At 58.6% G+C, this 21,302-nt stretch carries 25 protein-coding genes; 9 read left to right on the forward strand and 16 right to left on the reverse strand.

From position 1 onward, the window contains the following. Window positions 1-304 precede the first annotated feature (304 nt). The 8 genes from AB3X55_08720 to AB3X55_08755 all read right to left on the reverse strand — a co-directional run bounded on the left by AB3X55_08720 (window position 305) and on the right by AB3X55_08755 (window position 6,831). The gene (locus AB3X55_08720; GenBank protein MEX0503662.1) at window positions 305-1,075 is read right to left on the reverse strand and encodes a cytochrome c1; all 771 of its coding nucleotides are present in this window, start codon (window positions 1,073-1,075) and stop codon (window positions 305-307) included. Beyond that, window positions 1,075-2,301 carry a cytochrome bc complex cytochrome b subunit gene (locus AB3X55_08725; GenBank protein MEX0503663.1) on the reverse strand — a complete coding sequence of 409 codons (1,227 nt, stop codon included), beginning with the start codon at window positions 2,299-2,301 and terminating at the stop codon, window positions 1,075-1,077. The genes AB3X55_08720 and AB3X55_08725 overlap by 1 nt, the downstream gene beginning before the upstream one ends. Before the next feature lie 31 nt (window positions 2,302-2,332). Next, on the reverse strand, window positions 2,333-2,893 hold the full coding sequence (gene petA, locus AB3X55_08730; protein ID MEX0503664.1) for a ubiquinol-cytochrome c reductase iron-sulfur subunit: 561 nt from the start codon (window positions 2,891-2,893) through the stop codon (window positions 2,333-2,335). Between the two features lie 256 nt (window positions 2,894-3,149). After that, window positions 3,150-4,016, reverse strand: coding sequence for an oxygen-dependent coproporphyrinogen oxidase (hemF, locus tag AB3X55_08735; protein MEX0503665.1), 867 nt, complete (start codon window positions 4,014-4,016; stop codon window positions 3,150-3,152). 56 nt (window positions 4,017-4,072) lie between these two features. Further along, window positions 4,073-5,362: a CCA tRNA nucleotidyltransferase gene (locus tag AB3X55_08740; GenBank protein MEX0503666.1), complete on the reverse strand. Its 1,290-nt coding sequence runs from the start codon at window positions 5,360-5,362 to the stop codon at window positions 4,073-4,075. Beyond that, window positions 5,337-5,633, reverse strand: coding sequence for a hypothetical protein (locus tag AB3X55_08745; GenBank protein ID MEX0503667.1), 297 nt, complete (start codon window positions 5,631-5,633; stop codon window positions 5,337-5,339). Before AB3X55_08745 ends, AB3X55_08740 begins: the two co-directional genes overlap by 26 nt. 2 nt (window positions 5,634-5,635) lie before the next feature. Continuing rightward, window positions 5,636-6,247: a CoA pyrophosphatase gene (locus AB3X55_08750; protein ID MEX0503668.1), complete on the reverse strand. Its 612-nt coding sequence runs from the start codon at window positions 6,245-6,247 to the stop codon at window positions 5,636-5,638. 2 nt (window positions 6,248-6,249) lie between these two features. Beyond that, on the reverse strand, window positions 6,250-6,831 hold the full coding sequence (locus AB3X55_08755; protein MEX0503669.1) for a DUF1285 domain-containing protein: 582 nt from the start codon (window positions 6,829-6,831) through the stop codon (window positions 6,250-6,252). Window positions 6,832-7,316: 485 nt separating this feature from the next. Between AB3X55_08755 and AB3X55_08760 the strand changes: the two genes are divergently transcribed. The 7 genes from AB3X55_08760 to AB3X55_08790 all read left to right on the forward strand — a co-directional run bounded on the left by AB3X55_08760 (window position 7,317) and on the right by AB3X55_08790 (window position 12,474). Continuing rightward, window positions 7,317-8,096 (forward strand): hypothetical protein, encoded by a 780-nt coding sequence (locus AB3X55_08760; protein MEX0503670.1) that lies wholly within the window; start codon window positions 7,317-7,319, stop codon window positions 8,094-8,096. 437 nt (window positions 8,097-8,533) lie between these two features. Next, window positions 8,534-8,863, forward strand: a complete 330-nt coding sequence (locus AB3X55_08765; GenBank protein ID MEX0503671.1) for an ArsR/SmtB family transcription factor — start codon at window positions 8,534-8,536, stop codon at window positions 8,861-8,863. A 272-nt stretch (window positions 8,864-9,135) separates the two neighbouring features. Then, the gene (locus AB3X55_08770) at window positions 9,136-10,050 is read left to right on the forward strand and encodes a sulfite exporter TauE/SafE family protein (protein ID MEX0503672.1); all 915 of its coding nucleotides are present in this window, start codon (window positions 9,136-9,138) and stop codon (window positions 10,048-10,050) included. A gap of 14 nt (window positions 10,051-10,064) precedes the next feature. Further along, the gene (locus tag AB3X55_08775) at window positions 10,065-10,868 is read left to right on the forward strand and encodes a TIGR02186 family protein (protein ID MEX0503673.1); all 804 of its coding nucleotides are present in this window, start codon (window positions 10,065-10,067) and stop codon (window positions 10,866-10,868) included. Between the two features lie 57 nt (window positions 10,869-10,925). After that, window positions 10,926-11,396: a universal stress protein gene (locus tag AB3X55_08780; GenBank protein MEX0503674.1), complete on the forward strand. Its 471-nt coding sequence runs from the start codon at window positions 10,926-10,928 to the stop codon at window positions 11,394-11,396. A gap of 92 nt (window positions 11,397-11,488) precedes the next feature. Beyond that, window positions 11,489-11,959 (forward strand): peptidylprolyl isomerase, encoded by a 471-nt coding sequence (locus AB3X55_08785; GenBank protein ID MEX0503675.1) that lies wholly within the window; start codon window positions 11,489-11,491, stop codon window positions 11,957-11,959. 305 nt (window positions 11,960-12,264) lie between these two features. After that, a complete protein-coding gene (locus tag AB3X55_08790) occupies window positions 12,265-12,474 on the forward strand; it encodes a cold-shock protein (GenBank protein ID MEX0503676.1) in 210 nt (69 codons plus the stop codon). Window positions 12,475-12,507: 33 nt separating this feature from the next. Here the strand turns inward: AB3X55_08790 and AB3X55_08795 are convergent, their stop codons facing one another. From AB3X55_08795 to AB3X55_08805, 3 genes are all read right to left on the reverse strand, one after another. Then, window positions 12,508-13,620: a glycine cleavage T C-terminal barrel domain-containing protein gene (locus AB3X55_08795; GenBank protein ID MEX0503677.1), complete on the reverse strand. Its 1,113-nt coding sequence runs from the start codon at window positions 13,618-13,620 to the stop codon at window positions 12,508-12,510. A gap of 102 nt (window positions 13,621-13,722) precedes the next feature. Next, window positions 13,723-14,772: a low-specificity L-threonine aldolase gene (gene ltaE, locus AB3X55_08800; protein MEX0503678.1), complete on the reverse strand. Its 1,050-nt coding sequence runs from the start codon at window positions 14,770-14,772 to the stop codon at window positions 13,723-13,725. 53 nt (window positions 14,773-14,825) lie between these two features. Then, window positions 14,826-14,966, reverse strand: a complete 141-nt coding sequence (locus tag AB3X55_08805) for a hypothetical protein (protein ID MEX0503679.1) — start codon at window positions 14,964-14,966, stop codon at window positions 14,826-14,828. 196 nt (window positions 14,967-15,162) lie between these two features. Between AB3X55_08805 and AB3X55_08810 the strand changes: the two genes are divergently transcribed. Next, window positions 15,163-15,852, forward strand: a complete 690-nt coding sequence (locus AB3X55_08810) for a hypothetical protein (protein ID MEX0503680.1) — start codon at window positions 15,163-15,165, stop codon at window positions 15,850-15,852. A gap of 71 nt (window positions 15,853-15,923) precedes the next feature. Here AB3X55_08810 and AB3X55_08815 read toward each other — a convergent pair whose 3' ends face one another. The 5 genes from AB3X55_08815 to AB3X55_08835 all read right to left on the reverse strand — a co-directional run bounded on the left by AB3X55_08815 (window position 15,924) and on the right by AB3X55_08835 (window position 20,200). Then, window positions 15,924-16,298 (reverse strand): DOPA 4,5-dioxygenase family protein, encoded by a 375-nt coding sequence (locus AB3X55_08815; GenBank protein ID MEX0503681.1) that lies wholly within the window; start codon window positions 16,296-16,298, stop codon window positions 15,924-15,926. After that, entirely contained in the window at window positions 16,291-17,805 is a 1,515-nt protein-coding gene (locus AB3X55_08820) for an aldehyde dehydrogenase (GenBank protein MEX0503682.1), read from the reverse strand. The genes AB3X55_08815 and AB3X55_08820 overlap by 8 nt, the downstream gene beginning before the upstream one ends. Next, complete coding sequence (locus tag AB3X55_08825; protein ID MEX0503683.1) at window positions 17,805-18,731, reverse strand: dihydrodipicolinate synthase family protein; 927 nt, start codon at window positions 18,729-18,731, stop codon at window positions 17,805-17,807. Before AB3X55_08825 ends, AB3X55_08820 begins: the two co-directional genes overlap by 1 nt. Window positions 18,732-18,802: 71 nt before the next feature. Further along, a complete protein-coding gene (locus tag AB3X55_08830) occupies window positions 18,803-19,549 on the reverse strand; it encodes an HAD family hydrolase (protein MEX0503684.1) in 747 nt (248 codons plus the stop codon). Window positions 19,550-19,579: 30 nt separating this feature from the next. Beyond that, on the reverse strand, window positions 19,580-20,200 hold the full coding sequence (locus AB3X55_08835) for a glutathione S-transferase family protein (GenBank protein MEX0503685.1): 621 nt from the start codon (window positions 20,198-20,200) through the stop codon (window positions 19,580-19,582). A 142-nt stretch (window positions 20,201-20,342) separates the two neighbouring features. On the opposite strand from AB3X55_08835, the gene AB3X55_08840 reads away from it, so the two are divergent. After that, window positions 20,343-21,254, forward strand: a complete 912-nt coding sequence (locus AB3X55_08840; protein ID MEX0503686.1) for a LysR family transcriptional regulator — start codon at window positions 20,343-20,345, stop codon at window positions 21,252-21,254. Window positions 21,255-21,302 lie beyond the last annotated feature (48 nt).

Below are 21,302 nucleotides of genomic sequence, written 5' to 3' on the forward strand. Positions count from 1 at the left end.
AAATTACTTAGCTATTCTTTCACCAAGTCTCTAACAGCCCCTGTTGCTTCGTCAACAGGCTCCGGGGTTCCACTGTAGTTTTACAGTGGAACCCCGGCTTCGTTTTGGGGGAGAAATGCAAACAAATGTCTACATTGATGCCCTTAACTTATATTACGGCAGCCTCCGACACACAGCTTGGAAGTGGCTTGACGTTGCGATGGCCATCGAAGCTAAGCAAGCCAGCGGCTTGGAACACACCTTACTGATCACAAAAAAACCCCGGCGTAAGGCCGGGGTTTCTGATGTTTGATATGGCGATCTGCTAGTGCAGGTCTGCCCAGACACGGCGCTTGGCCATATAGGACATGATCAGGAAGATCGACAGGAAGAACACGGCGGCAACGCCGATCCGCTTGCGGACCTCCATCTTCGGTTCTGCAGCCCACATCAGGAAGTGGGTGATGTCCGAGGCAATCCCTTCGGGTGTCGTCGGCGCGCCATCCGAATATGCAACATCGTCACCATAGATCGGCTGTGGCATCGCGATCAGATGCCCCGAATAGGCGTTGTTGTAATACATGCCCTCGGGAACCTCGGTGCCGGCCGGCGCATCCTCATATCCCAGAAGCAGGCTATAGAGGTAATCGGCGCCGTTGGCCCGTGCCTTGGCAATCAATGACAGGTCCGGCGGCAACGCACCATTGTTGTTGGCGCGGGCCTCATTGTTATTGCGATAGGGGCTTGGGATGAGATCAGCCGGACGCGCCGGGCGCATGAACATCTCGCCATCATCGTCCGGACCGTCCATCACCTCGTACTCGGCAGCGATCGCCTTGATCTCGGCCTCGTTGTAACCAAGGTCGGCAAGGTTGCGGAAGGCCAGATATTCAACGCCATGACAGCCTGCACAGACTTCCTTATAGACCTGGAAGCCACGCTGCATGGCAGCCTTGTCGAAATAGCCGAAAGGCCCGGCAAAGCTCCACTCGCCAGAGACGAGCTTCACGTCACCGCCACCAGCCGCCTGGGCTGGACCGGCAAGACCAATCATCGCCGCCAGCGCGGCAAAGGATGCAATCAGAAACTTGCGCATCAGGCAGCTCCCTTCGCTGTCGCCAGCACCGGCTCGGAGATCGATTTCGGCAGCGGCCTCGTAGTCTCGAAGATACTCAGCAGCGGCAGGATCGCCAGGAAGTGCAGGAAATACCAGGCTGTCGCAATCCGCGAGAGCAGGACATAGATGCCTTCTGCCGGCTTGCCACCAAGATAACCGAGCGCGATGCAATCGATGAACAGCAGCCAGAAGAAAATCTTGAATACCGGGCGGAACCGTGCCGAACGGACCGGCGAACGGTCAAGCCACGGCAGAACAAACAGCACGAAGATGGCTGCAAACATCAGCAGCACACCGCCAAGCTTGTCGGGAACCGCACGAAGGATCGCATAGAAGGGCAGGAAGTACCATTCAGGAACGATATGTGCCGGCGTCTGCATCGGGTTGGCCGGGATGTAGTTGTCCGGGTGGCCCATGGCATTCGGGAAGAAGAACACCGCCACCGCAAGCAGCAGCAGGAACATCGCGATCCCGACCATGTCCTTGATTGTGTAATAGGGGTGGAAGGAAATGGTGTCCTGCGGCCCCTTGGCATCAATGCCGATCGGGTTGTTCGACCCGAAGCGGTGCAGCGCCACAATATGCAGCACAACCACACCCGCAATCACGAACGGCATCAGGTAATGCAACGAGAAAAAGCGGTTCAAGGTCGGGTTGTCGACTGAGAACCCGCCCCACAGGAAGGTCACGATGCTTTCACCGACAATCGGAATTGCCGAGAACAGGTTGGTGATCACCGTAGCACCCCAGAAGCTCATCTGACCCCAGGGAAGCACATATCCCATGAAGGCGGTCGCCATCATCAGAAGGAAGATCACCACACCGAGCATCCACAGCAATTCACGCGGTGCCTTGTAGGAGCCGTAATACAATCCCCGGAAAATGTGGATATAGACGACAATGAAGAAGAAGCTGGCCGCGTTCATGTGGATGTACCGGATCAGCCAGCCATGATTGACGTCGCGCATGATACGCTCAACCGAGCTGAACGCGTGATCGACATGGGCGGTGTAGTTCATCGCCAGGACGATGCCGGTGACAATCATGATCACCAGCGCCAGACCGGCAAGGACACCGAAATTCCAGAAATAGTTCAGGTTCTTCGGAACGGGATATTCATATTTTTCGTGGTCCAGCATCGAAAAGATGGGAAGACGATGATCGATCCATCTCACGACAGGATTTGCGAATTTTTCAGCAGACATGGAACCTCTAGCCTCCAGCGGAAAAGTCGGATCAGCCGATTCGGATCACGGCGTCGGAAAGAAAAGTATAGGGCGGCACTTCAAGATTCGTTGGCGCCGGCCCCTTGCGAATACGTCCCGAGGTGTCGTAGTGCGAGCCGTGGCAGGGGCAGAACCAGCCATCATACTCACCCTTGACCTCGCCGGTTTTCTGACCAAGCGGTACACAGCCAAGATGTGTGCAGACGCCAACCAGCACCAGAAGTTCCGGTTTCTGGACACGCGCCTCGTCTTCCTCGGGATCGCGCAGCTCGGCGCTGTCGATGGCATTGGCGCGGGCGATTTCATCGGCCGTGCGATGGCGGATGAACACCGGCTTGCCGCGCCAGGTCACGGTAATTGCCTGACCTTCGGCGATCTTCGACACATCGACTTCGGTACTGGCCAGTGCCAGCGTGTCAGCCGCTGGGTTCATCTGGTCGATCAGCGGCCAGCCGACGGCCGCCGCACCAACGGCACCCATCGCGTAGGTCGCAACGACAATAAAGTCACGACGGCCCACCTCGCGCGGATCGGTGGCCGATTTCGCGGGCTTCGAGTTCGTATTTGCCATTCTTCCCTCTTTAAATTTCAGCCCCACATATCCCCGAACACAGTCCCTGCGGACCAATCCGGAAATCTCCCTCCAGGCTCCTGCCGGGCGGCAGCGGCGTGACATGTAAGGCACCTTTCGTCAGCCGCGGACTTTCTAGCACGAGATCTCCCGGTTTTGCAGTCTATTTTGCCACGGAATCTGAAAAAATAACCGCGCCATCCGTCGCACCCGTTGGCAAGGCCGACAGTTAAGGGTCAGACGACAGGCAAAGCTGTCATGGCCAGCGCACTTCCGGCGGCAGACTCATCAGGATGGCCTCGATATTGCCACCCGTCCTGAGCCCGAAAAGCGTGCCCCGGTCATAGAGCAGATTGAATTCGACATAGCGGCCCCGCCGGACCAGCTGGTGGTGCCTGTCCGCCTCGGTCCAACTGCGATTCATTCTGTCACGAACGATGCCGGCATATCCCTGATGGAACGCCGTCCCGACATCGCGGGTGAAGGCAAAATCGGCATCCCAGTCACCGCTGTCGAGATTGTCATAGAAAATGCCCCCGGCGCCTCGCGGCTCCTGGCGGTGCGGCAGATAGAAATATTCATCGCACCATGCCTTGAACCGGGGATAGTAGTCCGCGTCATGGGCATCGCAGGCAGCGCGCATCGACTCGTGAAAGGCGGTGCCGGCAGCCTCGTCGGGAAAAATCGGCGTCAGATCACCGCCGCCACCGAACCACGCCTTGCTGGTGACAATGAAGCGGGTGTTCATATGTGCGGCTGGCACATGCGGGTTGCGCGGATGCGCGACAAGCGAGATACCGGACGCCCAGAAGCGACCATCGGCATCGGCGCCGGGAATGTTCTTCCTGAACTCCTCGGAAAATTCGCCATGAACGGTCGAGATGTTTACCCCGACCTTTTCAAAGACGCGGCCATGCATCACGCTCATCTGACCACCACCGCCGCCGTCACGTTCCCAGTTGCGGCGCACAAAGCTGCCGGGCTCCAGCCCCTTCCCGGTGGCTGGATCGACTTCCGTCTCGATGGCCTCGAAGGTGGCGCAGATCGAATCCCTGAGCGATGCAAACCAGGCTTCGGCTGCCTGCTGGCGCGATTTGATCTGATCTGGTGACTGGCTGGTCATGAATTGTCCCTGTCCTGTGGTCCGGATGCCCGGATGTCCGGCACTGTGGATCGGTGTCACGTTACCGGGTGATGTTCGACAAATGCCAGAAGATCCGCCTTCGTTGGCGCGAAATCCCGGCCGACCCATTCCCGCTCGGCGGCGCGTAACATCTCTCCCAGTGCCGGCCCGCTGTCAACGCCTTGCGACAATAAATCAGCGCCGGTCAGTGGAAATTCCGGTATCTCCCACGCGGCCATATCCGCCAGATGCGCGCTGTCGATCGCACGACCCGTGCGCCCGCTTGCCACAACAAGGCTGGCAAGCGGCAGACCGCCCCCGGGCATGACATCCGCGCGATGCCGCCACCATGCCGCCTGCCGCCATGTGGCGGCTGTCAATGCGTCGGCCTCTTTATCGGCGGCATCAAGGTCGAGGCTCGACAGAACAAGGCTGTCCCGCCGCGACAATCGAAGCCTCGTCGCAAGACCACCGCCACTGCCGGGCGGCGTCAGCACCGCCAGCCTGACAAGCCATGCCTGATCGGCACCGCCAAAAACCGTCTCGACAGCCTGATCAATACCCGCGCTCAGACAGCCGGCATCAAGTGTTGTGCCAAGCGCCGCAACGGCAAGTCCGGTATCCTGCATCACCGCAATGCCCGGGCCGGACCCTGGGCCGGCCAGCAATCCTGCCATTTCGCCGGCAACCCGCTCACCCGACAGATTTGCCGCAAGCCCTGCCCTTTCGCCAAGCGCTGCCAGCGCCTCGGCATCTGTCCCGGCGCGCCCGAAATGCGGCAGGAACCGGCAATAGCGCAGCATCCGCAGCGCATCTTCCTCAACCCGCTGTGTTGCGTTGCCGACAAAGCGCAAGATGCCCGCCGCAAGATCAGGCCGCCCCGCAAGCGGGTCGAAAATCTGCCCGGATGCATCGACATAGAGCGCGTTGATGGTGAAATCGCGGCGGGCGGCGTCTGCCGCCCAATCGTCGCTGAAAGCCACGACGGCACGGCGTCCGTCCGTTTCCAGATCAACCCGTGTCTGTGTGATCTCCAGATGCTGGCCCTGATCAACCACCGTGACAGTGCCATGGTCGAGGCCGGTCTCAATGACTTTCAGCCCCTGATCGCGAAGGACAGCGGCCACGCGATCAATCGGTGCGGCGACCGCCATGTCGATATCACCGATCCTGCGACCGACAAGCCAGTCACGGGCCGCGCCACCAACGATCCGCGCTTCGAACCCCGACTGTCTGGCGAGAGCGAAGATGCGCGCCGCCAGCGGCGGCACTGGAAAGGGCCTGTCATTCAACCCGGCAGGACCGCCAACAGCTGTGCCATCACTTGTCATTATCCGCACTGCCATTGAATTCACCGGCCGAAATCCTGCCATCCTTGATCTGTGCGGGTTGATATTTCATGCCCGGCTTGGACGCACCGGTTTCCAGAAACACCGCAGCCGCAAAAAACACCGCCAGACCGACCAGCGCGCCGACAATGTGCGACATCTCCACGCCAACAGTCGGCTCCGGCGTTTCGCCACGTGCCGCGGCGCGGCGGGCCTGCCACCATTTGATCAGGCTCATCACCAGAATGGCGGCCATAATGGCGGTGGCGATGATGATGTAACGGCGCATGGTCAGATCCCCCGCTGTGTTGAAACAGGCCGGGCGTCATCCGCCCCGGCCATGCCCCTGACCCGTGTCGCCAGATCAACAATGATCGCGGCTGACAGGCCCCATATATAATGCTCCGGATGGTCAATCACCCAGACTTCGCGGCGGCGGCCCTCACGAACATAGCTTTCACGGCGATGACGCGGTGGGCTGATCAAATCGGCCAACGGCAAGGTCAGGATCTGCGCCACCTCGTCTGGAAAGGGCTGAAGCGCCACCTGCGGCGCGACAATGCCCACAATTGGCTGGACAATGAACCCCGCCGGGCTGGTCACCGGGTCCAACCCCCCCAGAATATCGACCTGTGATGCGGGCAGCGCGATTTCCTCGTCGGCCTCGCGAAGCGCTGTCGCCACAAGCGTCTGGTCCATCGCGTCGACCTTGCCGCCGGGAAAGCTGATCTGCCCAGCATGATGCGCCAGATGCGAGGCACGTTCAGTCATGATCACCTGCCATCCATCTGTGTCGGCCATCAACCCGACAAGTACCGCCGCCGGCCGGTCGGCCCCACTGCGAAGGCGCGACGGAATCGGATTTAACTGCTCGGCGGTCACCGGGAGCGTTGACGTATCCACTCTCACTCCCCCTTGGTTTCCAGACTGAAAAACATGCCGGCGCTCCAGACTCCGATCTGCCCGTCTGGTCCCTCGACTGCCAGCGCCGCCAGTTCATAGAAGACAGGACGCGCGATCCGCCCTTCAAGACCGGAACGCCCCTGCATGCCGGGCCGCACCATGACATAGGGGCGAAGGTCATCTGCCTGCGGGGGATGTCGCATCAACAGCGGATGGTCGGCATCCAGAATGATTTCATCATCGACATTGGTCCGCAGCCTGATCACCTGATCCCGGCCATCACCTTCCCAGTTCGCGGCAATGATCATGAACGGAACGTCATCCACATCAATACGCCCGCGCTCAACGGGCGTGACAAGCCAGTAACTGCCATCGGCCTCGCGCCGCAGCACACTTGCAAAAAGCCTGACCAGCGCCGGGCGCGCAATCAGCCCACCTTCATGATACCAGCTGCCATCAGCCGCGATCCTGATATCGAATTCCTGCGGTGTGGGCCGCCTTACATCGCGCAGCATAGTCGCGCCTTCATCCTGAGAGATGACGGGCGGCTTCGGGGTGGTCCGGCGATCAGCTTTCCTGTCCATCCCGACAGTCTAGCGCGAAGCACGGCAAAGCGACATTCCCGAAAGCGATATTCCATAAACTTGAACAGGCTTTGTCGGTCATTCGGGCCCAGCATGCGTGGTTTGGCACAACAGAATATCCGTCTGCGCACCGATAATTGCAATTAATGCGCATTTTTTATCGGAAATTGACAGCTTATTAACCTAGCTCTGCCAGAATGGTTCCACGCAAACACCAATTGAGGGTGATGAAACGGTTCGAATCTGCTGGCTGAAGCTAGGTTTACGCTGATATCGCGGTCACGCCAATATCGTGGTCGGGCCGATATCATGGTCGGGCCGCCGCCAGATCGTTTTCCACAGATTATCGCACCACAGGTTGAAACTTGGAAATCCACAAGGTGGACCCGGAACAGATCGTCCAGTCGATTCCTTCCCAATGCCGTTTTCTTGGCAACGCCGATTTCTTCCCCGGTCAATTCCTTCTATCGAAGCGCAGGAGGCATATGCGTTCGCAGATCATCATTACCCGTGGCGGTGTTACAAAGGCAAGCACCGGCAAAGCGCCACCTGATGGCGGGGTGCTGGCGCGCCGGATCAATGGCAGCTTTACCGTGACATTGCACAGCAAGGTCAGCGAACTGGCACTTGTTCAGCTTCTGCGCTCGCTGCGCGCCCTTGAGCCCGAATTCAGGATGACGCTCGAAATGGCGGGCAATCGTCAGGTGGATCTGACGCGGCGGCAGGCCTGTTATCGGATCGCCCTGCAGGCCATCGGCATTATTGAAAGTGCCAACGAGACGATGTTCATGAGCAATCTTGAACTTTTCTACCACGCACAATCGCCGCCAATGCTTCAATCCAAGAACCTGCTTCGTCTTGCCAGCCTCAATCTGACAGACTGTGACGCACCAAGCGCCCTGATGCGCGTCAGCGCCGCTGATATCACAAATCTGGTGTCGGTCGCTCAGAACCGGTCGATGCGGCTCTATTATCTGGCCATCCCGCAAACCCATATCTGGCCGGCCCCAGGCCCAAAACCCGGCACGGCTCTCAGGGACATATCCGGATTGCCTCCCTGGCGATGGCTGTCCGTTACCTATGAAGCGGCGCTGGCCATCCAGGCGCCACTTTTCCAGCACGGCTTTCTGCGCATCCATGGCAGCACGATGCGACCATTCCAGCGAATAATCTATCCGATCGCGCCACCCATCGATCGACCAAGCAATTACCGGGTGCTGACAGTTGCCGAACTTATGGAAAGCCCCGATCTGGTGATCATCTGACAGATTTTACCGGAAATGTCCGACCATCATGACAGGACGTGAAACATCGAAATATTAGTAACTTGTTTACAAAGTAATACATTTTGTTTTTTTTATTTAACATAATGCTAACCATCATCTGCTAATGTTCTCCGAATTGTCAGACGTAATTTTCAGGCAGATTCCAGTCTTTCAGGCAGATTCAAGCCGCCCGTGGTCAGCTGAACGCCTGTTGGTTAACGCCTGTCGGGTAACGCCTGTCGGTTGACACCTGTCCGGCGGCATTTTGTGGGTAGGTTTTTTTTGAGGTATCGCCGGGGATGGCGTCATTGGAAGACAGCTGGGGTGAATGACATGTCGGGGATGAATGACATGTCGAGAGTGCACGACATCATGGCTGCCAGCCTTGCTGCGGCCGGCATGATGTCCGCCATTGACGCAGAAGGAGGTAGTGCATAATGGCGCGGCTACCAGATATCGAGGGTGAACAGTCGAAACTGACAAGCATCCTGCGCGCGATGAGCAACGCGAAGCGGATGCGCATCCTGAACGAACTTGCAGACGGGCGCGAACGATCGGTGTCCGAACTCGAAGGGGTGATGACGTCATTGAGTCAATCCGCCCTATCCCAGCATCTGGCGCGCCTTCGCCGCGCCAATATCGTCAAGACACGGCGCGAGTCACAGACCATCTATTATTCCATCAGCGATGCTGATGTGCTGCGGATCCTGCGCCTTCTTGGACATCTTTATGACAATGATCCGGTGATGAAGCGCACCAGACATTAATTTGGCGGCTTCGATGACGATCCGGCGTCAACACCCGCCTCATCCCACCGGTTGATCCGGATCCCGGCTACCGGAACATGCGTGCCGGATGGCGGACATTCAACATGGACATCACCAAGATCAACCGTGCCATGGGCGCGCCTGATAGCGGCAGAATTCCGGTGTTGAACATTCGGGGTCGCATTCACAGGCGACATTGACCCACACATCTGATATCCATTATCGAAATTGTTCACCGCTGTTGTCAGCCCTGCCCCTTTCGGCCACACACCATGTATATTTATTTACCAATCGCCGAAGTTTCGATGCATATCGGGATCATCATCGGACTGGGCGGTGGCGTCGGCTTCCTGTCAGGCCTGTTCGGGGTCGGTGGCGGCTTTCTGATGACGCCACTGCTGATCTTTTTTGGCATCCCGCCGGCGGTTGCCGTGGCCACCGAAGCCAACCAGATCGTCGCCTCGTCGGTGTCCGGCGTGCTGGCGCATATGCGGCGTGGCAATGTCGATTTCAAAATGGGCGCGATCCTGATGATTGGCGGTATGATTGGCTCTACGCTTGGCGTTGCGCTGTTTTCATTCCTTCGTGACATCGGTCAGATCGATCTGGTCATTCAGCTGTCCTATGTGGTGTTCCTTGGCATCATCGGCGCGCTGATGCTGACGGAAAGCCTTCGTACCATCATCCGTTCACGCAAGCCCGGCGCGGTGCGTGGCAAGCTGCATCAGCATAACTGGTTGCACGGGCTGCCCCTGAAAATGCGTTTCAGGCGCTCAAAACTCTATATCAGCGCCCTTCTGCCGCTTGGCATCGGCGCTTTTGTCGGCATCCTGGCCGCCATCATGGGTGTTGGCGGCGGGTTCATCATGGTGCCGGCCATGATCTATCTTCTCGGCATGCCGACCTCGGTGGTTGTCGGAACATCGCTGTTCCAGATCATCTTCGTGACCGCCAACGTGACCCTGCTTCAGTCTATCCAGACACAGACAGTCGACTTCCTGCTTGCCGGGTTGCTGCTGTTTGGTGCGGTCATTGGCGCCCAGTTTGGCAGCCGGGCCGGTGCCCTGCTTCGCGGTGAACAGCTTCGCGGCCTGCTGGCACTGATGGTCCTGGCCGTATGCGCCAAGATTGGCTACGACCTTGTCGTGCGACCGGAAGATCTGCTGTCGGTGGAGTTGCTGCGATGACAGGGTGGCAGAGAATGATCCGGAAAACAGCTGTCACAATCATCGGGCTGACGATGTTTGCAGCGGGAACCGCCAGTGCAGCACCAAAGCAGATCGTGGCGGATCTGTCCGACAGCTTGGTCGACATCACCAGCGGGTATCATGGCACCGAGCTGTTGCTGTTTGGTGCCTATGAAGGCAAGCCGGGCGACAACATCATCCTGATCGTGCGCGGCCCGGAAACCGATATCGTCCAGCGGCGCAAGGCGAAACGCGCCGGGATCTGGGTTAATGTGGAAACGAAAATCTGGCAGAACGCGCCAAGTTTCTATCACGTCTTCGCGACCGACACTCTGCCCGCCATCGCTGACGACGCATCCCTTGGCAATGCCGCTGTCGGCCCGCTTTCCGGCGGGTTGACATTCATCGCCGGGAACGAAGAGTCCGGCAATGGCCACGGGGGTGGCACCGGCAAGGCATCCGGCCCTGCTGTTGCCGGCAACGCCGACCAGCAGAACGACCTGCGCCGGAATATGGAGGCAAATGGTCTCTGGCAGGTTCTTCCCTCCTCGATCACCACCCAGCAGGACATGCTGTTCCGCGCAAGCCTTTCGCTGCCAAGCAATATTCCTACAGGCGCGTATAATGTGAGGGTGCTTCATTTTCGCGATGGCGTTGCATTGAGCGAACGCGTGACCGATATGAATGTAAGGAAGGCCGGCCTGAGCGCGCTGATCTACCGCTTTGCTCATGAATATTCCGCGCTATACGGAATTTTCGCGATCATTTTTGCGGTGGCGTCCGGGTGGCTTGCCGCTGTGGCGTTTCGGCGCAAATAATCCAGCGAACAGACTTACAACTATTCCAGACGGAACTGAAATCAGGAGAGCGGATCAATGGCAAAAAAAGACCCCCTTTTCCTTGTTGTTGTCGATGATTCCGAGGAGATGCACCACGCGCTGCGCTTTGCATGTGGCCGCGCCAAGACCATTGGCGGCAAGGTTGGCCTGATGTATTGCATTGCCCCGACGGAATTCGAATATTGGGCTGGCGTCGGTGAACTGATGCGGGCCGAAGCACGCGAGGAAGCCGAGGCCAACATGGCCATTCACGCGTCCTATGCCAAGCAGCTGACCGGCGAAATGCCTGTGCTTTACGTCCGCGAGGGCGATGTGCGCGAACAGCTTCTTTCCCTTATCAACGAAGAAACCCAGATCAGCCTTCTTGTTCTTGGCGCGGACACCCAGTCAGAGACCGCCGGCCCGCTGATCACTTTCATGATGGCCAAGGGCGCGGCAAATTGCCGGGTGCCAATCACCGTTGTGCCGGGCAACCTGTCGGACGAACAGATCGACGCGCTGTTCTAGACATCCTGTCATCATCATCATACCCAGCCCGGGCCAGGAAACCTCACATGCGACATCTTATTCTGACCTTACTTGGAGCCAGTTTTTTAACCATGACCACACAAGCCTCATCCGATTCCGGATCAACCCTCATACTCGACACCACAAAAGGTCAGGTTGAAATCAAACTTCTTCCCGACCTTGCGCCAAACCATGTCGCGCGGATCACCGAACTTGCCAATAGCGGATTTTATGACGGCATCATCTTTCACCGCGTCATTCCCGGTTTCATGGCCCAGACCGGCGACCCGCAGGGCACCGGTATGGGCGGCTCGGGCCAGAATCTGGATGCCGAATTCAGCGACTATGAATACAAGGTGGGCACGGTTGGCATGGCCCGGTCGATGAACCCGAATTCAGCCGACAGCCAGTTCTTCATCTGTTTCGAGGGATGCGGCCATCTCACCGGTCAGTATACCGTGTGGGGCCAGGTCGAGCGCGGCATGGAAAATATCTACAACATCACACCGGGCGAACCGCCGGCATCTCCGGACCAGATCGTGACAGCGCGGGTGGCCGATTAGGCCATCAGCAGCGCCGTTCACAACGGCGGACAATGCCGACAGACAGAGCGTAGATCCGGCCACCCCATCGGTGGCCGGATTTTTTTTATCATGACAACAGACCGGCCTCATGGAAGCCTGGCACAACACGCTCAGGGCGCGCCATTTGCCGCATGGCGCCGCATTGACATCGGCGACTGAAAAATTCTTGATAGAAAGGCCGTAGACGATGTGGGTTCTGGTTACCGTGCAAGCAGGTGCCTCATGTCAGCAAGTAAGGATGTAACGCTCATGACGGCGGGGCGTGACTAAAGGAGACTATTGGAATGTCACAAGGCACCGTGAAATGGTTCAACACCCAGAAAGGGTATGGCTTTATTAATCCGGATGATGAAGGCAATGACGTGTTTGTTCACATCACCGCCGTCCAGAATTCCGGGCTGACCGGGTTGAACGAAGGTCAACGCGTATCCTACGAGCTGGCCGAACAGCGCAATGGCAAGATGGCTGCTGTCAATCTGGCCGTTGTCGACTGATCTTGAACTGTATCAGCACCTGTGTCGGCCGGCCTAGATGATAGGCAGTTCGACAACTCTTGAACCAAGATCGTCTGCGCCGGTATGAACCGTGACCGGCGCGGACGCATCTATGACCTCGCTGTTGACCATGGCAACGGCGATGTTCGACCCCACACGCGGTGAGTAGGCCGAGGCGCTGGCATAGCCGGCATAGGCACCGTCAGCCCATGACAGTCGCCACCTTGATTCATTGGTGCCGGTGAACGGATCGCCGTCGATGATCAACCCCATAAAGCGCCGCTTTACCCCGGCATCGCGAAGTTTGCGAAGCGCTTGCTTGCCGGCGAAATCGTTCGGCTGGTCAATATCGACAAACCGGCCAAGACCAAGCTCGAAGGGATTCGAGTCGTCATCGGTATCAGCGCCATAGGATACAAGGCCGCTTTCCACACGTTCAATATAGTTCGGGGTGCCGGGGCCGATGCCATATGGCTTGCCGGCTTCGGCAACGATGGCCCACAGATCATCACCGCGGCTGCCATCCTGCAGGTACAGCTCGAAACCGCCCTGCTTTGACCAGCCAGACCGGGCAACAATCATCGGGATGCCGTCAATGTCGCATGATCTGAACCCGAAATAGCGAAGATCGCGCACCCAGTCGCCGCAAAGCGAGGCGACAACATCCTGGGCTTTTGGCCCCTGGATTGCCAATGGCGACACATCGGGCTCGAACACCGCGACATCCATCCCCCGCACGCCGGCGATGGCAGCGGCCCAGAGTTTGATATCGCTGTCGGCAATGGACAGCCAGATTTCATCATCGCTGACCTGGAGCAACACCGGATCATTGATCAGCACGCCGTCAAAATTGCACAGCGGGGCATATTTGCCCTGACCGATGACCAGCCCGTCAAGATTGCGCGGCGTCAGATAACGCGCCAGCGCCAGCGCATCCGGCCCCTTCAGGGCAACCTGCCGTTCGACCGCGACATCCCACATCGCCACACCATTGACCAACCGGTCATATTCGGCGGCAGGATCACCATAGCCTGTGGGCATGTACATGTGATTATAGACGCTTGCGGCGGCGAGACCTGCCGCACGCGCTGATTCAAAATAGGGGCTTTTGCGAACCCGGGGACCAAGCGAAAGCGTAATCGACATGCTGACACTCCTTGCAAAGCTGTCGCGGGAATAACCTGCCGAATGCAGTTTGCTGCTCCGGCATCCGATTTATGTCCCTATTGCGTCGCTGCGTAGCGCCGTTCAGGCAAAAAAGGCCTGAACCTCCTCGACAAACAGGTCAATTTCATCAGCGCGGCAGTCAAGATGCGTGACAAGACGGATCTGCGGCTCGCCACGATTGATCAGAATGCCACGGTCACGAAGATAGGCCTGAAGCGGTGCGGCGGCGCCATCGGGAAGCGTGGCAAAAACCATGTTCGTCTCGACCTTGTCAGGATCGACCGAAATCCGGGCGATACCGGCCAGCCTTTCGGCAAGCCGCATGGCGTTGTCGTGATCTTCGGCAAGCCTGTCGACATGATGGTCAAGTGCATAGATGCCGGCCGCCGCCAGAATGCCGATCTGACGCATCCCGCCACCAACAAGCTTGCGCACCCGGTGGGCCTTTCTGATCATCTCCCGCGATCCGGCAAGGATCGTGCCGGCAGGGGCACCAAGACCCTTTGACAGACACAATGACACCGAATCAACCTCGGCCAGCATTTCAGGCGGCGCGACGCCGAGCTTCACACAGGCATTCATCAGTCTGGCACCATCGAAATGCACGACAAGCCCGTGATCGCGGGCACGTTTCGCCGCCGCGTTGATTCTGGCAAGCGGCACGACCTTTCCATGCCAGGTATTTTCCAGCGTCAGCAGGCGCGACACGGCGCAATGTTCATCATCCGGCTTGATGGTGCGATCGATATCGGCAGGCTCAATAGCGCCGTCTGGACCTGTCTGCATGGGGGCGAACATGATGCCGCCAAGCACCGAGGCACCGCCAGCCTCGTCAACAAAGACATGATAATCGATGCCGGTCAGAATTTCCTCGCCACGCTGGCAATGTGCCAGCATCGCACAGAGATTGCCCTGCGTTCCGCTGGACATGAACAGCGCGGCTTCCTTGCCAAGAAGCGCCGCCGCCTTTTCCTGCAGTGCCTGCACCGTCGGATCATCGCCATAGACATCATCACCAACATCGGCCGCCATCATCGCGGCCCGCATTTCCGCGGTCGGCTTTGTCACCGTATCGCTTCGCATGTCGACGCGCGTTGGCTGGTTCGAGGTTGTTCGTCCGGCGTAATGCATCTTTGTGGCTCCCGGTTGATCAGGGGTGATGAGAGTGCCCGCGAAGAACCCGTTCAGGCAACCGGTTTGTCTGCGACAAATGCCTTCAGATCAAAGTCGTGCCGCCATATGGCATCGGCGAAGGCCACGCCAGCATGCCCGGCCCCAATGACCATCACCTTCATGTCCCCTACATCCATGTCACTTGCATCCATGTCACTTGCATCCCCTTGTCCGGAACCCCTCTGGCCTGAAGTTGCGATCTGCGCTGGCAGTTGTCACCGGCCTGAATACAACAGCGCGCTATCGCGACAGGCCTGAAACTCTGTGCGGCATAATAGATCTTGAACATTTATTTCAAGATTTTTATCGTCATAGTGTTTTGTAAGTAACTGCATGTGTTTTCCAGCGATGGACGAAAAAAACCTTGTCGATTTCCTGTTCACCGAAACCGCCGATCTGCGGAGCTACAGTGATTCCTTTGAATCGCGGGCACGGGACCGCTTTGTCAGCTATGTCAAGGAGCTGAAGGATCTGGGTTCGCATGACGAATACCGGACCATGCTTCATGCGGACCGTGTCATGCTGGAAAATAAAAGCCGCCGTCTTCTGGACTATATCGAGGTGTCGGCCTTTATGGACCGGCTTGAAATCATCTCGCTGAACCAGGAAGTGACGCGACAGCTGATCGAGATTATCAGGAACGACAAGGGCTTTGAGACGGTGCATCACGACCCGGCGGCAAGCAAGGTGACAGTGCCGTTGCCGCCATTGTCGACGAACGCCATGCTGGAACTGAAATCGACCACGATTGCCAAACAACAGCAGCTGGAAAAGACATTGTTCGGTGTGAAAAGCCAGACCGGACAGCAGATCAGGGCCGGCATCGAGCGCGAATATATCTTCCAGCCCGACGCGGCCAAGGTTTCCAAGGAAATCGACCAGATCATCGCGCATTACCTGACCTATTCGAAGATCTTCTCGATCGCCAAGCAGGAACTGATCATGGGGAACTTCAAGCCTAAAACGCCCGAGGATGAGGAACTCTACCCCCGCATCGGACCGGCAAAGGCACTGCTCGAGGCAACCTCCGAGGCCTGAAGGCCGCCAGCAAAGCGCTGCAGACCCACACCGCACCGAAAACAACGCCAAACCGACGCGGCAAATCAGTCCTATATCTGGTCTTCGCCGCCAAACAGCGACAATTTCAACGGTCGCACCGCCCCCATCCAGATGGCGTGGTCACGGTGGTCGCGAAGTTCCGACGCCCTGTCCTCGCCGGTGTTTGGATGGGTGAAAATGGTCAGGCCATTGCGCCTTACCGCCAGAAACGCCATCACATCGGCAAACAGATCATGCGGATATTCCAGCTGGATGCTGAAATCGGGATGCGGGCCGACCGGCTTGTGATGCCATCTGCCATAGGTAATTGGCGCCGCATCGCCAAAGGCGCGCTGCAATCCGGCCACAAGCATCTCGGCCCCGGAATGGCTGTCGGCGTCGAAATAGATGTGGCTATGCCAGCTTGTCGGCGTGCGGTCAGCCATCGACACCCTCTTCCGGCTGCCTGTCCGAAAGGTCAACCCAGATCGTCTTGATCTCGCAATATTGGTCGTGCGCGTGAAGGCCGTTGTCACGGCCACCAAATCCAGATTGCCTGTAGCCGCCGAAGGGCGTGGTAAGATCGCCTTCGCCATAGCAGTTCACAGTCACCGTTCCGGCACGAATGGCCCGCGCCGCCCGCAGCGCCCGTGCCGCATTCGCCGTGAACACCGAGGCGGCAAGCCCGTAAACACTGTCATTGGCGATGGCAATGGCTTCATCAAGACTTTTGACCGTAATCACCGACAGGACGGGCCCGAAAATTTCCTCGGTGGCCAGCGCACTGTCCGGCGCGACCCGGTCAAGGATTGTCGGGCTGACAAAATTGCCCTCGACCTCACCACCGACGAGCTTTGTCACATCCTTGCCGGCAGCGGCAAGATAACCGCTGACCTTGGCGCAATGGTCACCATCGATCAGGCAGCCAAGATGGTTTGTCGGGTCCAGCGGGTCGCCCATCCGCCAGTCGCGCACCCTGGCCAGAAGCTTTGGCAACAGGGCGTCGCGGACATCCTCATGAACAATCAGGCGCGACGTGGCCGAACAATTCTCGCCCATGTTCCAGAAAGCGCCATTCGCCAGATGTTCGGCGACAAGGTCCAGATTTTCGGCATCATCCATGACAATGGCCGGGTTCTTGCCACCACATTCCAGAACCACCTTCTTCAGATTGGAATCGGCGGCATAGCGCAGGAAGCGTCGTCCGGTCTCGGTTGATCCGGTAAAGGACACCATATCGACATCCGGGTGAAGGCCTATCGGCGCACCTGCGTCCGGGCCGGTTCCGGTAACGACATTCAGCACCCCGTTCGGCACTCCGGCCTCCATCGCCAGTTCGGCAACACGAAGCGCCGTCAGCGAGGTCTGTTCCGCCGGCTTGACGATCACCGAACAGCCAGCCGCCAGGGCCGGCCCGATTTTCCACGCCATCATCAAAAGCGGGAAATTCCAGGGGAGGATGGCCCCGACAACGCCGATCGGTTCGCGCACGACAAGCGCCAGCGCGTCCTCGCCAACCGGTGCCGTCTGGTCATACAGCTTGTCGATCGCCTCGGCATGCCAGATCAGCGTATTGATGGTTTCGGGAAGGTCGATTTCGGCGCAATCGCGGACAGGCTTTCCGGAATCAAGCGATTCAAGAACCGCAAGTTCATGCCGGTTGCGGCGGATCAGCTTTGCCAGCCGGATCAATACCTGCTTGCGCGCGGACGGATGCAGGCAGCGCCAGCGCCCCTCGTCAAACGCCTCACGGGCCTTGCCGACAGCGAAATCGACATCCGTTGCATCACAGGCCGCCACCGCGGCCAGCACCTCGCCCGTTGCCGGATTTATGGTGTCAAAGGTGGCACCGCTGCCGGCGCGCCGGAATGCCCCATCGACAAAGGCGGTGGTCGGGGGTGTCAGCCCGGCGGCGATGGTACGGTATTCATCATGGGTCAGCAGCTCGGACATCAGATGCCTCCTCTGGCGTCTTGCGCCTCATTCATCAGCCCGTCGATGGTACGGTTCATCACCGCAATCACCTGCGCCAGGCTGCGTTTTTCATCCTTGTTCAGATCGCGCAGGGGTGCCCGCGGCGGGCCGGCGGGCAGCCCGCGAACAGCACAGCCATATTTGATGCACTGCAGAAACTTGCCGCCCTGTTCCAGGGTGCGCATCAGTGGCAGCATGGCCGACATGATGCGCCGGCCACGCGCAAAATTCCCCTCGACAACACAGGTCTGCCACAGCGCCAGATGCGCCTCGGGCGCAAAGTTCGACCCGGCGCAGACCCATGATTGCGACCCCCAGGCAAAGAATTCCAGCGCCTGATCATCCATCCCACAGCTCATCTGGATATGGGGATAGTCGCGGGCCAGCATGTGAACCCTGTTGATGTCACCCGAGCTTTCCTTGATGGCACAGAAATTGGGGCTGCGGCCGACGCGATCGAGATATTCCCCGCTCATCTCGGCGGCCATCCGGCCCGGATAATTATACAGCATGATCGGCAGGTTCGCCGCGCGGTCGATGGCCAGCGCATGAAGCGCGTTCTCGCGCGGGGTCGGCTGGGCATAGGGCGGCGTTGTCACCAGCAGCGCGTCATAGCCCATATCGCGAATGGCCACAGCCAGATCCACGGATTCTTCGGTTCTGACAGCGCCTGTACCGCCAATCAGCGCAACCCGGCCAGCCACGATGTCCTTTGCCCGGCGAAGCGTTTCAAGGCGCTCCTCGGTTGAATGCGCGTAATATTCACCCGTCGTGCCACCAATCACGATCCCGTGGACACCGGTTGCGATTAGATGTTCGAGGATGGCGGCAAAGCCATCCCAGTCGATCGACATATCGGGCGCCAGCGGTGTGATTGCGGGTGTGTAGATACCCCTGAATTCCATTCGTCCGATGTCTCCTTGCAGGCGTGATTGCCGGCCCTGAAATGTGGCCCTGAAATATGGCCCTCTGCAGGCTATCGCATAACGCCGCGCCGGACCAGCAGGTCTGGAAGGTCTGTCAGCCTTGGAATCACGTTCTCGACCTTCACATCCTCGTGTGGACGATATTGTGGATCGTCGGCGATGCAAATGAAATCGGCGACGCGGGCATTCACCGCGGCACCGAAATCGGCCCCGGTATCGCCGATCATCAGCGCCCGTGACGGGTCGGTGCCGTGAACGGAAAGGCAATGCAGCAACCCATGCGGTTCCGGTTTGCCGCCATGCCCTGAATCAGCGCCGATGATGGGATGAAACAGCGACTCGATTCCCAGCTCGCCCAGGCTCCGGCGGGCCGATTCCTCGCTGTCATTTGTCAGGATGGCAAGCTGGAACCCAAAATCCGCAAGTGCCTTCAGCGGCGTCACCACATCGCCCTTCGGCACCGTATTGCCGTGGACATGGTCATTGACCAGCCGCCCGACCTCCAGATGATAGTTTTCGTCATTCTGCAGATCGATGGAACCCGGTGGCATAAGCGACTGCCAGACCGCCCTGATTTCGGTCAGTGACCCCATTGCGAACAGCCCCATCGGATCGATATGGCCGCTTGCCTCGTCCACCCCCACGGCGGCCAGCAGCCCTGTGCGGGTCACGGCACTCTGACTGGTCGCCGGGATCCGGCTCAAAGTGTAATCAACCAGCTTTTCAACAACGGGAAACCAGGTTTCAACGAGGTCCAGAATGACCCCGTCCTTGTCAAAGACGAGCGATTGAATCATGGAAGGAAGGCTCCTGTCGGGTGGTGAATATCAGCTGTCAGCAGGACGTTTGTGGCTGCGGGTTACGGCATCAACGCTCGGATGCCCGCGCATCTGGTCGATGAAGCTGGCAAGCCGCGGTCGCCCGGCCAGCATGCGCTCGCGGTCCGGGGTCCATCCGGTCATCATGAACAGATAGAAATCGGCCGCCAGTGGCGCCGCGCCGCCAAGGAAAGGGTCAAGCTGGCTTTCCAGATAGTCCCACCACCTGTCAGCATCGGCAATTGCCATGTCACGGACGCCGTCAAACATCTCCTCGGGAGCGTAATAATAGGTGTGATGATACCGGTGCATCGCCGGATACAGGCTTGTCGCCATGACCGACAGATGCTGCCACATCAGATCGCGCTCGGCCGTGCCGGCCGGTGGAGCCAGCGTTGGAAACATTTCAACCAGATGAATGAAAATGGCGACCGTCTCGATGATATTCCGGCCATCCGGAAGCACCAGCACAGGCACTCGCGCCAGCGGATTTATGGCAATGAAGTCCTCCGACTTGCTGGCTGTGCGCGAGACATGAATGAAATCATAATCCATGCCGGCCTCACGAAGCAGGCATTCAACAAAAAAGGATCCGGTCACCGACCGGCCCATTACCTTGTAGCCGGCCATGATCCACCTCCTGCGCGATGTCGGGTTGCCGCCTTTGTCACTGGCAGAGTGCCATGCTGCCAGCGTTGGCGCCAGCCCTCGAAAACCGATAGTCTGGCGTTATTTGCTTCACCTTTCTCATCAGCTTTTGATATGGTGCGACATGCGTTCCGTCGACCCCCGCCATCTTCTGCAGTTTCACGAGATTATCCGCACAGGGTCCTTTACCCGCGCCGCCGGTACGCTTGGTCTGACACAGCCGGCATTGACCCGTAACATGAAGCTGATGGAAGGGCGACTGGGGTTCGAGTTGATGGTGCGCTCGCGCCAGGGGATCATCCCGACAACGCTTGGCGCACGGATCCTTGAAGAAGCCAATGCCATCGTTCTGGCGGAACGCCGGATCAGCGCGCTGACAGATACATTGAAGCGCGGTTACGAAGCCGAATTGCGGGTTGGATGCACACCGACACTGAGCCTCCATGCCCTTGCCCAGCCTGTTGCCGATTTCGCACGCGACAATCCGGCCATTCGGCTGGATATGCGGCAGGCGCATAGCGGTCTTCTTGCCGAGATGCTTCGCGATGGGATGGTGGATGTGGTGCTGGGTCCGCCCGAGATCGCCTCGCAGGTGCCGGCAAGCCTGGTCACACCGTTGTTTGACAGTCAGGTTGTGATACTTGCCTCGCGCTATCACCCGCTTGCCGGGCGCAGCCTTGTCACCACCGAGGATCTGGACAATGCACGGTGGGCCTTGCATCAGCCCGGCACGGGGATCAGGGACGCGACGGACAGGTTGCTGCGCAAGCTTGGTGTCAGTGACGCGCTGCAGGCAAATGAACTGCCGTCCAACATGATCCTGTCGCTGCTGAGGCTTGGCGATCATCTTGCGGCGGTGCCGCGCTATGTGCTGAAGAATACCAATCTGGCGGGTGAGCTTGTGCAGATTGCCGGGGATGTGCCACCTGTGGTGCTTGGCCATGCCGCGATCAGAAGCGAACGCGTGGCATCGGCGGCGGTCGACCGTTTCATTGCCAGCATGCACAGCCAGCTGGCCGGATTTGACGCTGTCTGACAGGCCTTATGCGGCTATCCGCCGGCGCCGCATGCCGACCTGAAACAC

This window comes from Alphaproteobacteria bacterium LSUCC0719 (assembly GCA_040839025.1).
GTDB lineage: Bacteria > Pseudomonadota > Alphaproteobacteria > Puniceispirillales > Puniceispirillaceae > UBA8309.

What these genes read in the sequence shown, in the direction of transcription:
- petA (MEX0503664.1), bottom strand. Translation starts at nt 2,893, where the DNA reads ATGGCAAATACGAACTCGAAGCCCGCGAAATCGGCCACCGATCCGCGC.
- AB3X55_08780 (MEX0503674.1), top strand. Translation starts at nt 10,926, where the DNA reads ATGGCAAAAAAAGACCCCCTTTTCCTTGTTGTTGTCGATGATTCCGAG.
- AB3X55_08760 (MEX0503670.1), top strand. Translation starts at nt 7,317, where the DNA reads ATGCGTTCGCAGATCATCATTACCCGTGGCGGTGTTACAAAGGCAAGC.
- AB3X55_08810 (MEX0503680.1), top strand. Translation starts at nt 15,163, where the DNA reads ATGGACGAAAAAAACCTTGTCGATTTCCTGTTCACCGAAACCGCCGAT.
- AB3X55_08835 (MEX0503685.1), bottom strand. Translation starts at nt 20,200, where the DNA reads ATGGCCGGCTACAAGGTAATGGGCCGGTCGGTGACCGGATCCTTTTTT.
- AB3X55_08775 (MEX0503673.1), top strand. Translation starts at nt 10,065, where the DNA reads ATGATCCGGAAAACAGCTGTCACAATCATCGGGCTGACGATGTTTGCA.
- AB3X55_08840 (MEX0503686.1), top strand. Translation starts at nt 20,343, where the DNA reads ATGCGTTCCGTCGACCCCCGCCATCTTCTGCAGTTTCACGAGATTATC.
- AB3X55_08725 (MEX0503663.1), bottom strand. Translation starts at nt 2,301, where the DNA reads ATGTCTGCTGAAAAATTCGCAAATCCTGTCGTGAGATGGATCGATCAT.
- AB3X55_08820 (MEX0503682.1), bottom strand. Translation starts at nt 17,805, where the DNA reads ATGTCCGAGCTGCTGACCCATGATGAATACCGTACCATCGCCGCCGGG.
- AB3X55_08795 (MEX0503677.1), bottom strand. Translation starts at nt 13,620, where the DNA reads ATGTCGATTACGCTTTCGCTTGGTCCCCGGGTTCGCAAAAGCCCCTAT.
- AB3X55_08825 (MEX0503683.1), bottom strand. Translation starts at nt 18,731, where the DNA reads ATGGAATTCAGGGGTATCTACACACCCGCAATCACACCGCTGGCGCCC.
- AB3X55_08740 (MEX0503666.1), bottom strand. Translation starts at nt 5,362, where the DNA reads ATGGCAGTGCGGATAATGACAAGTGATGGCACAGCTGTTGGCGGTCCT.
- AB3X55_08745 (MEX0503667.1), bottom strand. Translation starts at nt 5,633, where the DNA reads ATGCGCCGTTACATCATCATCGCCACCGCCATTATGGCCGCCATTCTG.
- AB3X55_08830 (MEX0503684.1), bottom strand. Translation starts at nt 19,549, where the DNA reads ATGATTCAATCGCTCGTCTTTGACAAGGACGGGGTCATTCTGGACCTC.
- hemF (MEX0503665.1), bottom strand. Translation starts at nt 4,016, where the DNA reads ATGACCAGCCAGTCACCAGATCAGATCAAATCGCGCCAGCAGGCAGCC.
- AB3X55_08765 (MEX0503671.1), top strand. Translation starts at nt 8,534, where the DNA reads ATGGCGCGGCTACCAGATATCGAGGGTGAACAGTCGAAACTGACAAGC.
- AB3X55_08785 (MEX0503675.1), top strand. Translation starts at nt 11,489, where the DNA reads ATGACCACACAAGCCTCATCCGATTCCGGATCAACCCTCATACTCGAC.
- AB3X55_08770 (MEX0503672.1), top strand. Translation starts at nt 9,136, where the DNA reads ATGTATATTTATTTACCAATCGCCGAAGTTTCGATGCATATCGGGATC.
- AB3X55_08720 (MEX0503662.1), bottom strand. Translation starts at nt 1,075, where the DNA reads ATGCGCAAGTTTCTGATTGCATCCTTTGCCGCGCTGGCGGCGATGATT.
- AB3X55_08805 (MEX0503679.1), bottom strand. Translation starts at nt 14,966, where the DNA reads ATGGATGCAAGTGACATGGATGTAGGGGACATGAAGGTGATGGTCATT.
- AB3X55_08815 (MEX0503681.1), bottom strand. Translation starts at nt 16,298, where the DNA reads ATGGCTGACCGCACGCCGACAAGCTGGCATAGCCACATCTATTTCGAC.
- AB3X55_08790 (MEX0503676.1), top strand. Translation starts at nt 12,265, where the DNA reads ATGTCACAAGGCACCGTGAAATGGTTCAACACCCAGAAAGGGTATGGC.
- AB3X55_08755 (MEX0503669.1), bottom strand. Translation starts at nt 6,831, where the DNA reads ATGGACAGGAAAGCTGATCGCCGGACCACCCCGAAGCCGCCCGTCATC.
- ltaE (MEX0503678.1), bottom strand. Translation starts at nt 14,772, where the DNA reads ATGCATTACGCCGGACGAACAACCTCGAACCAGCCAACGCGCGTCGAC.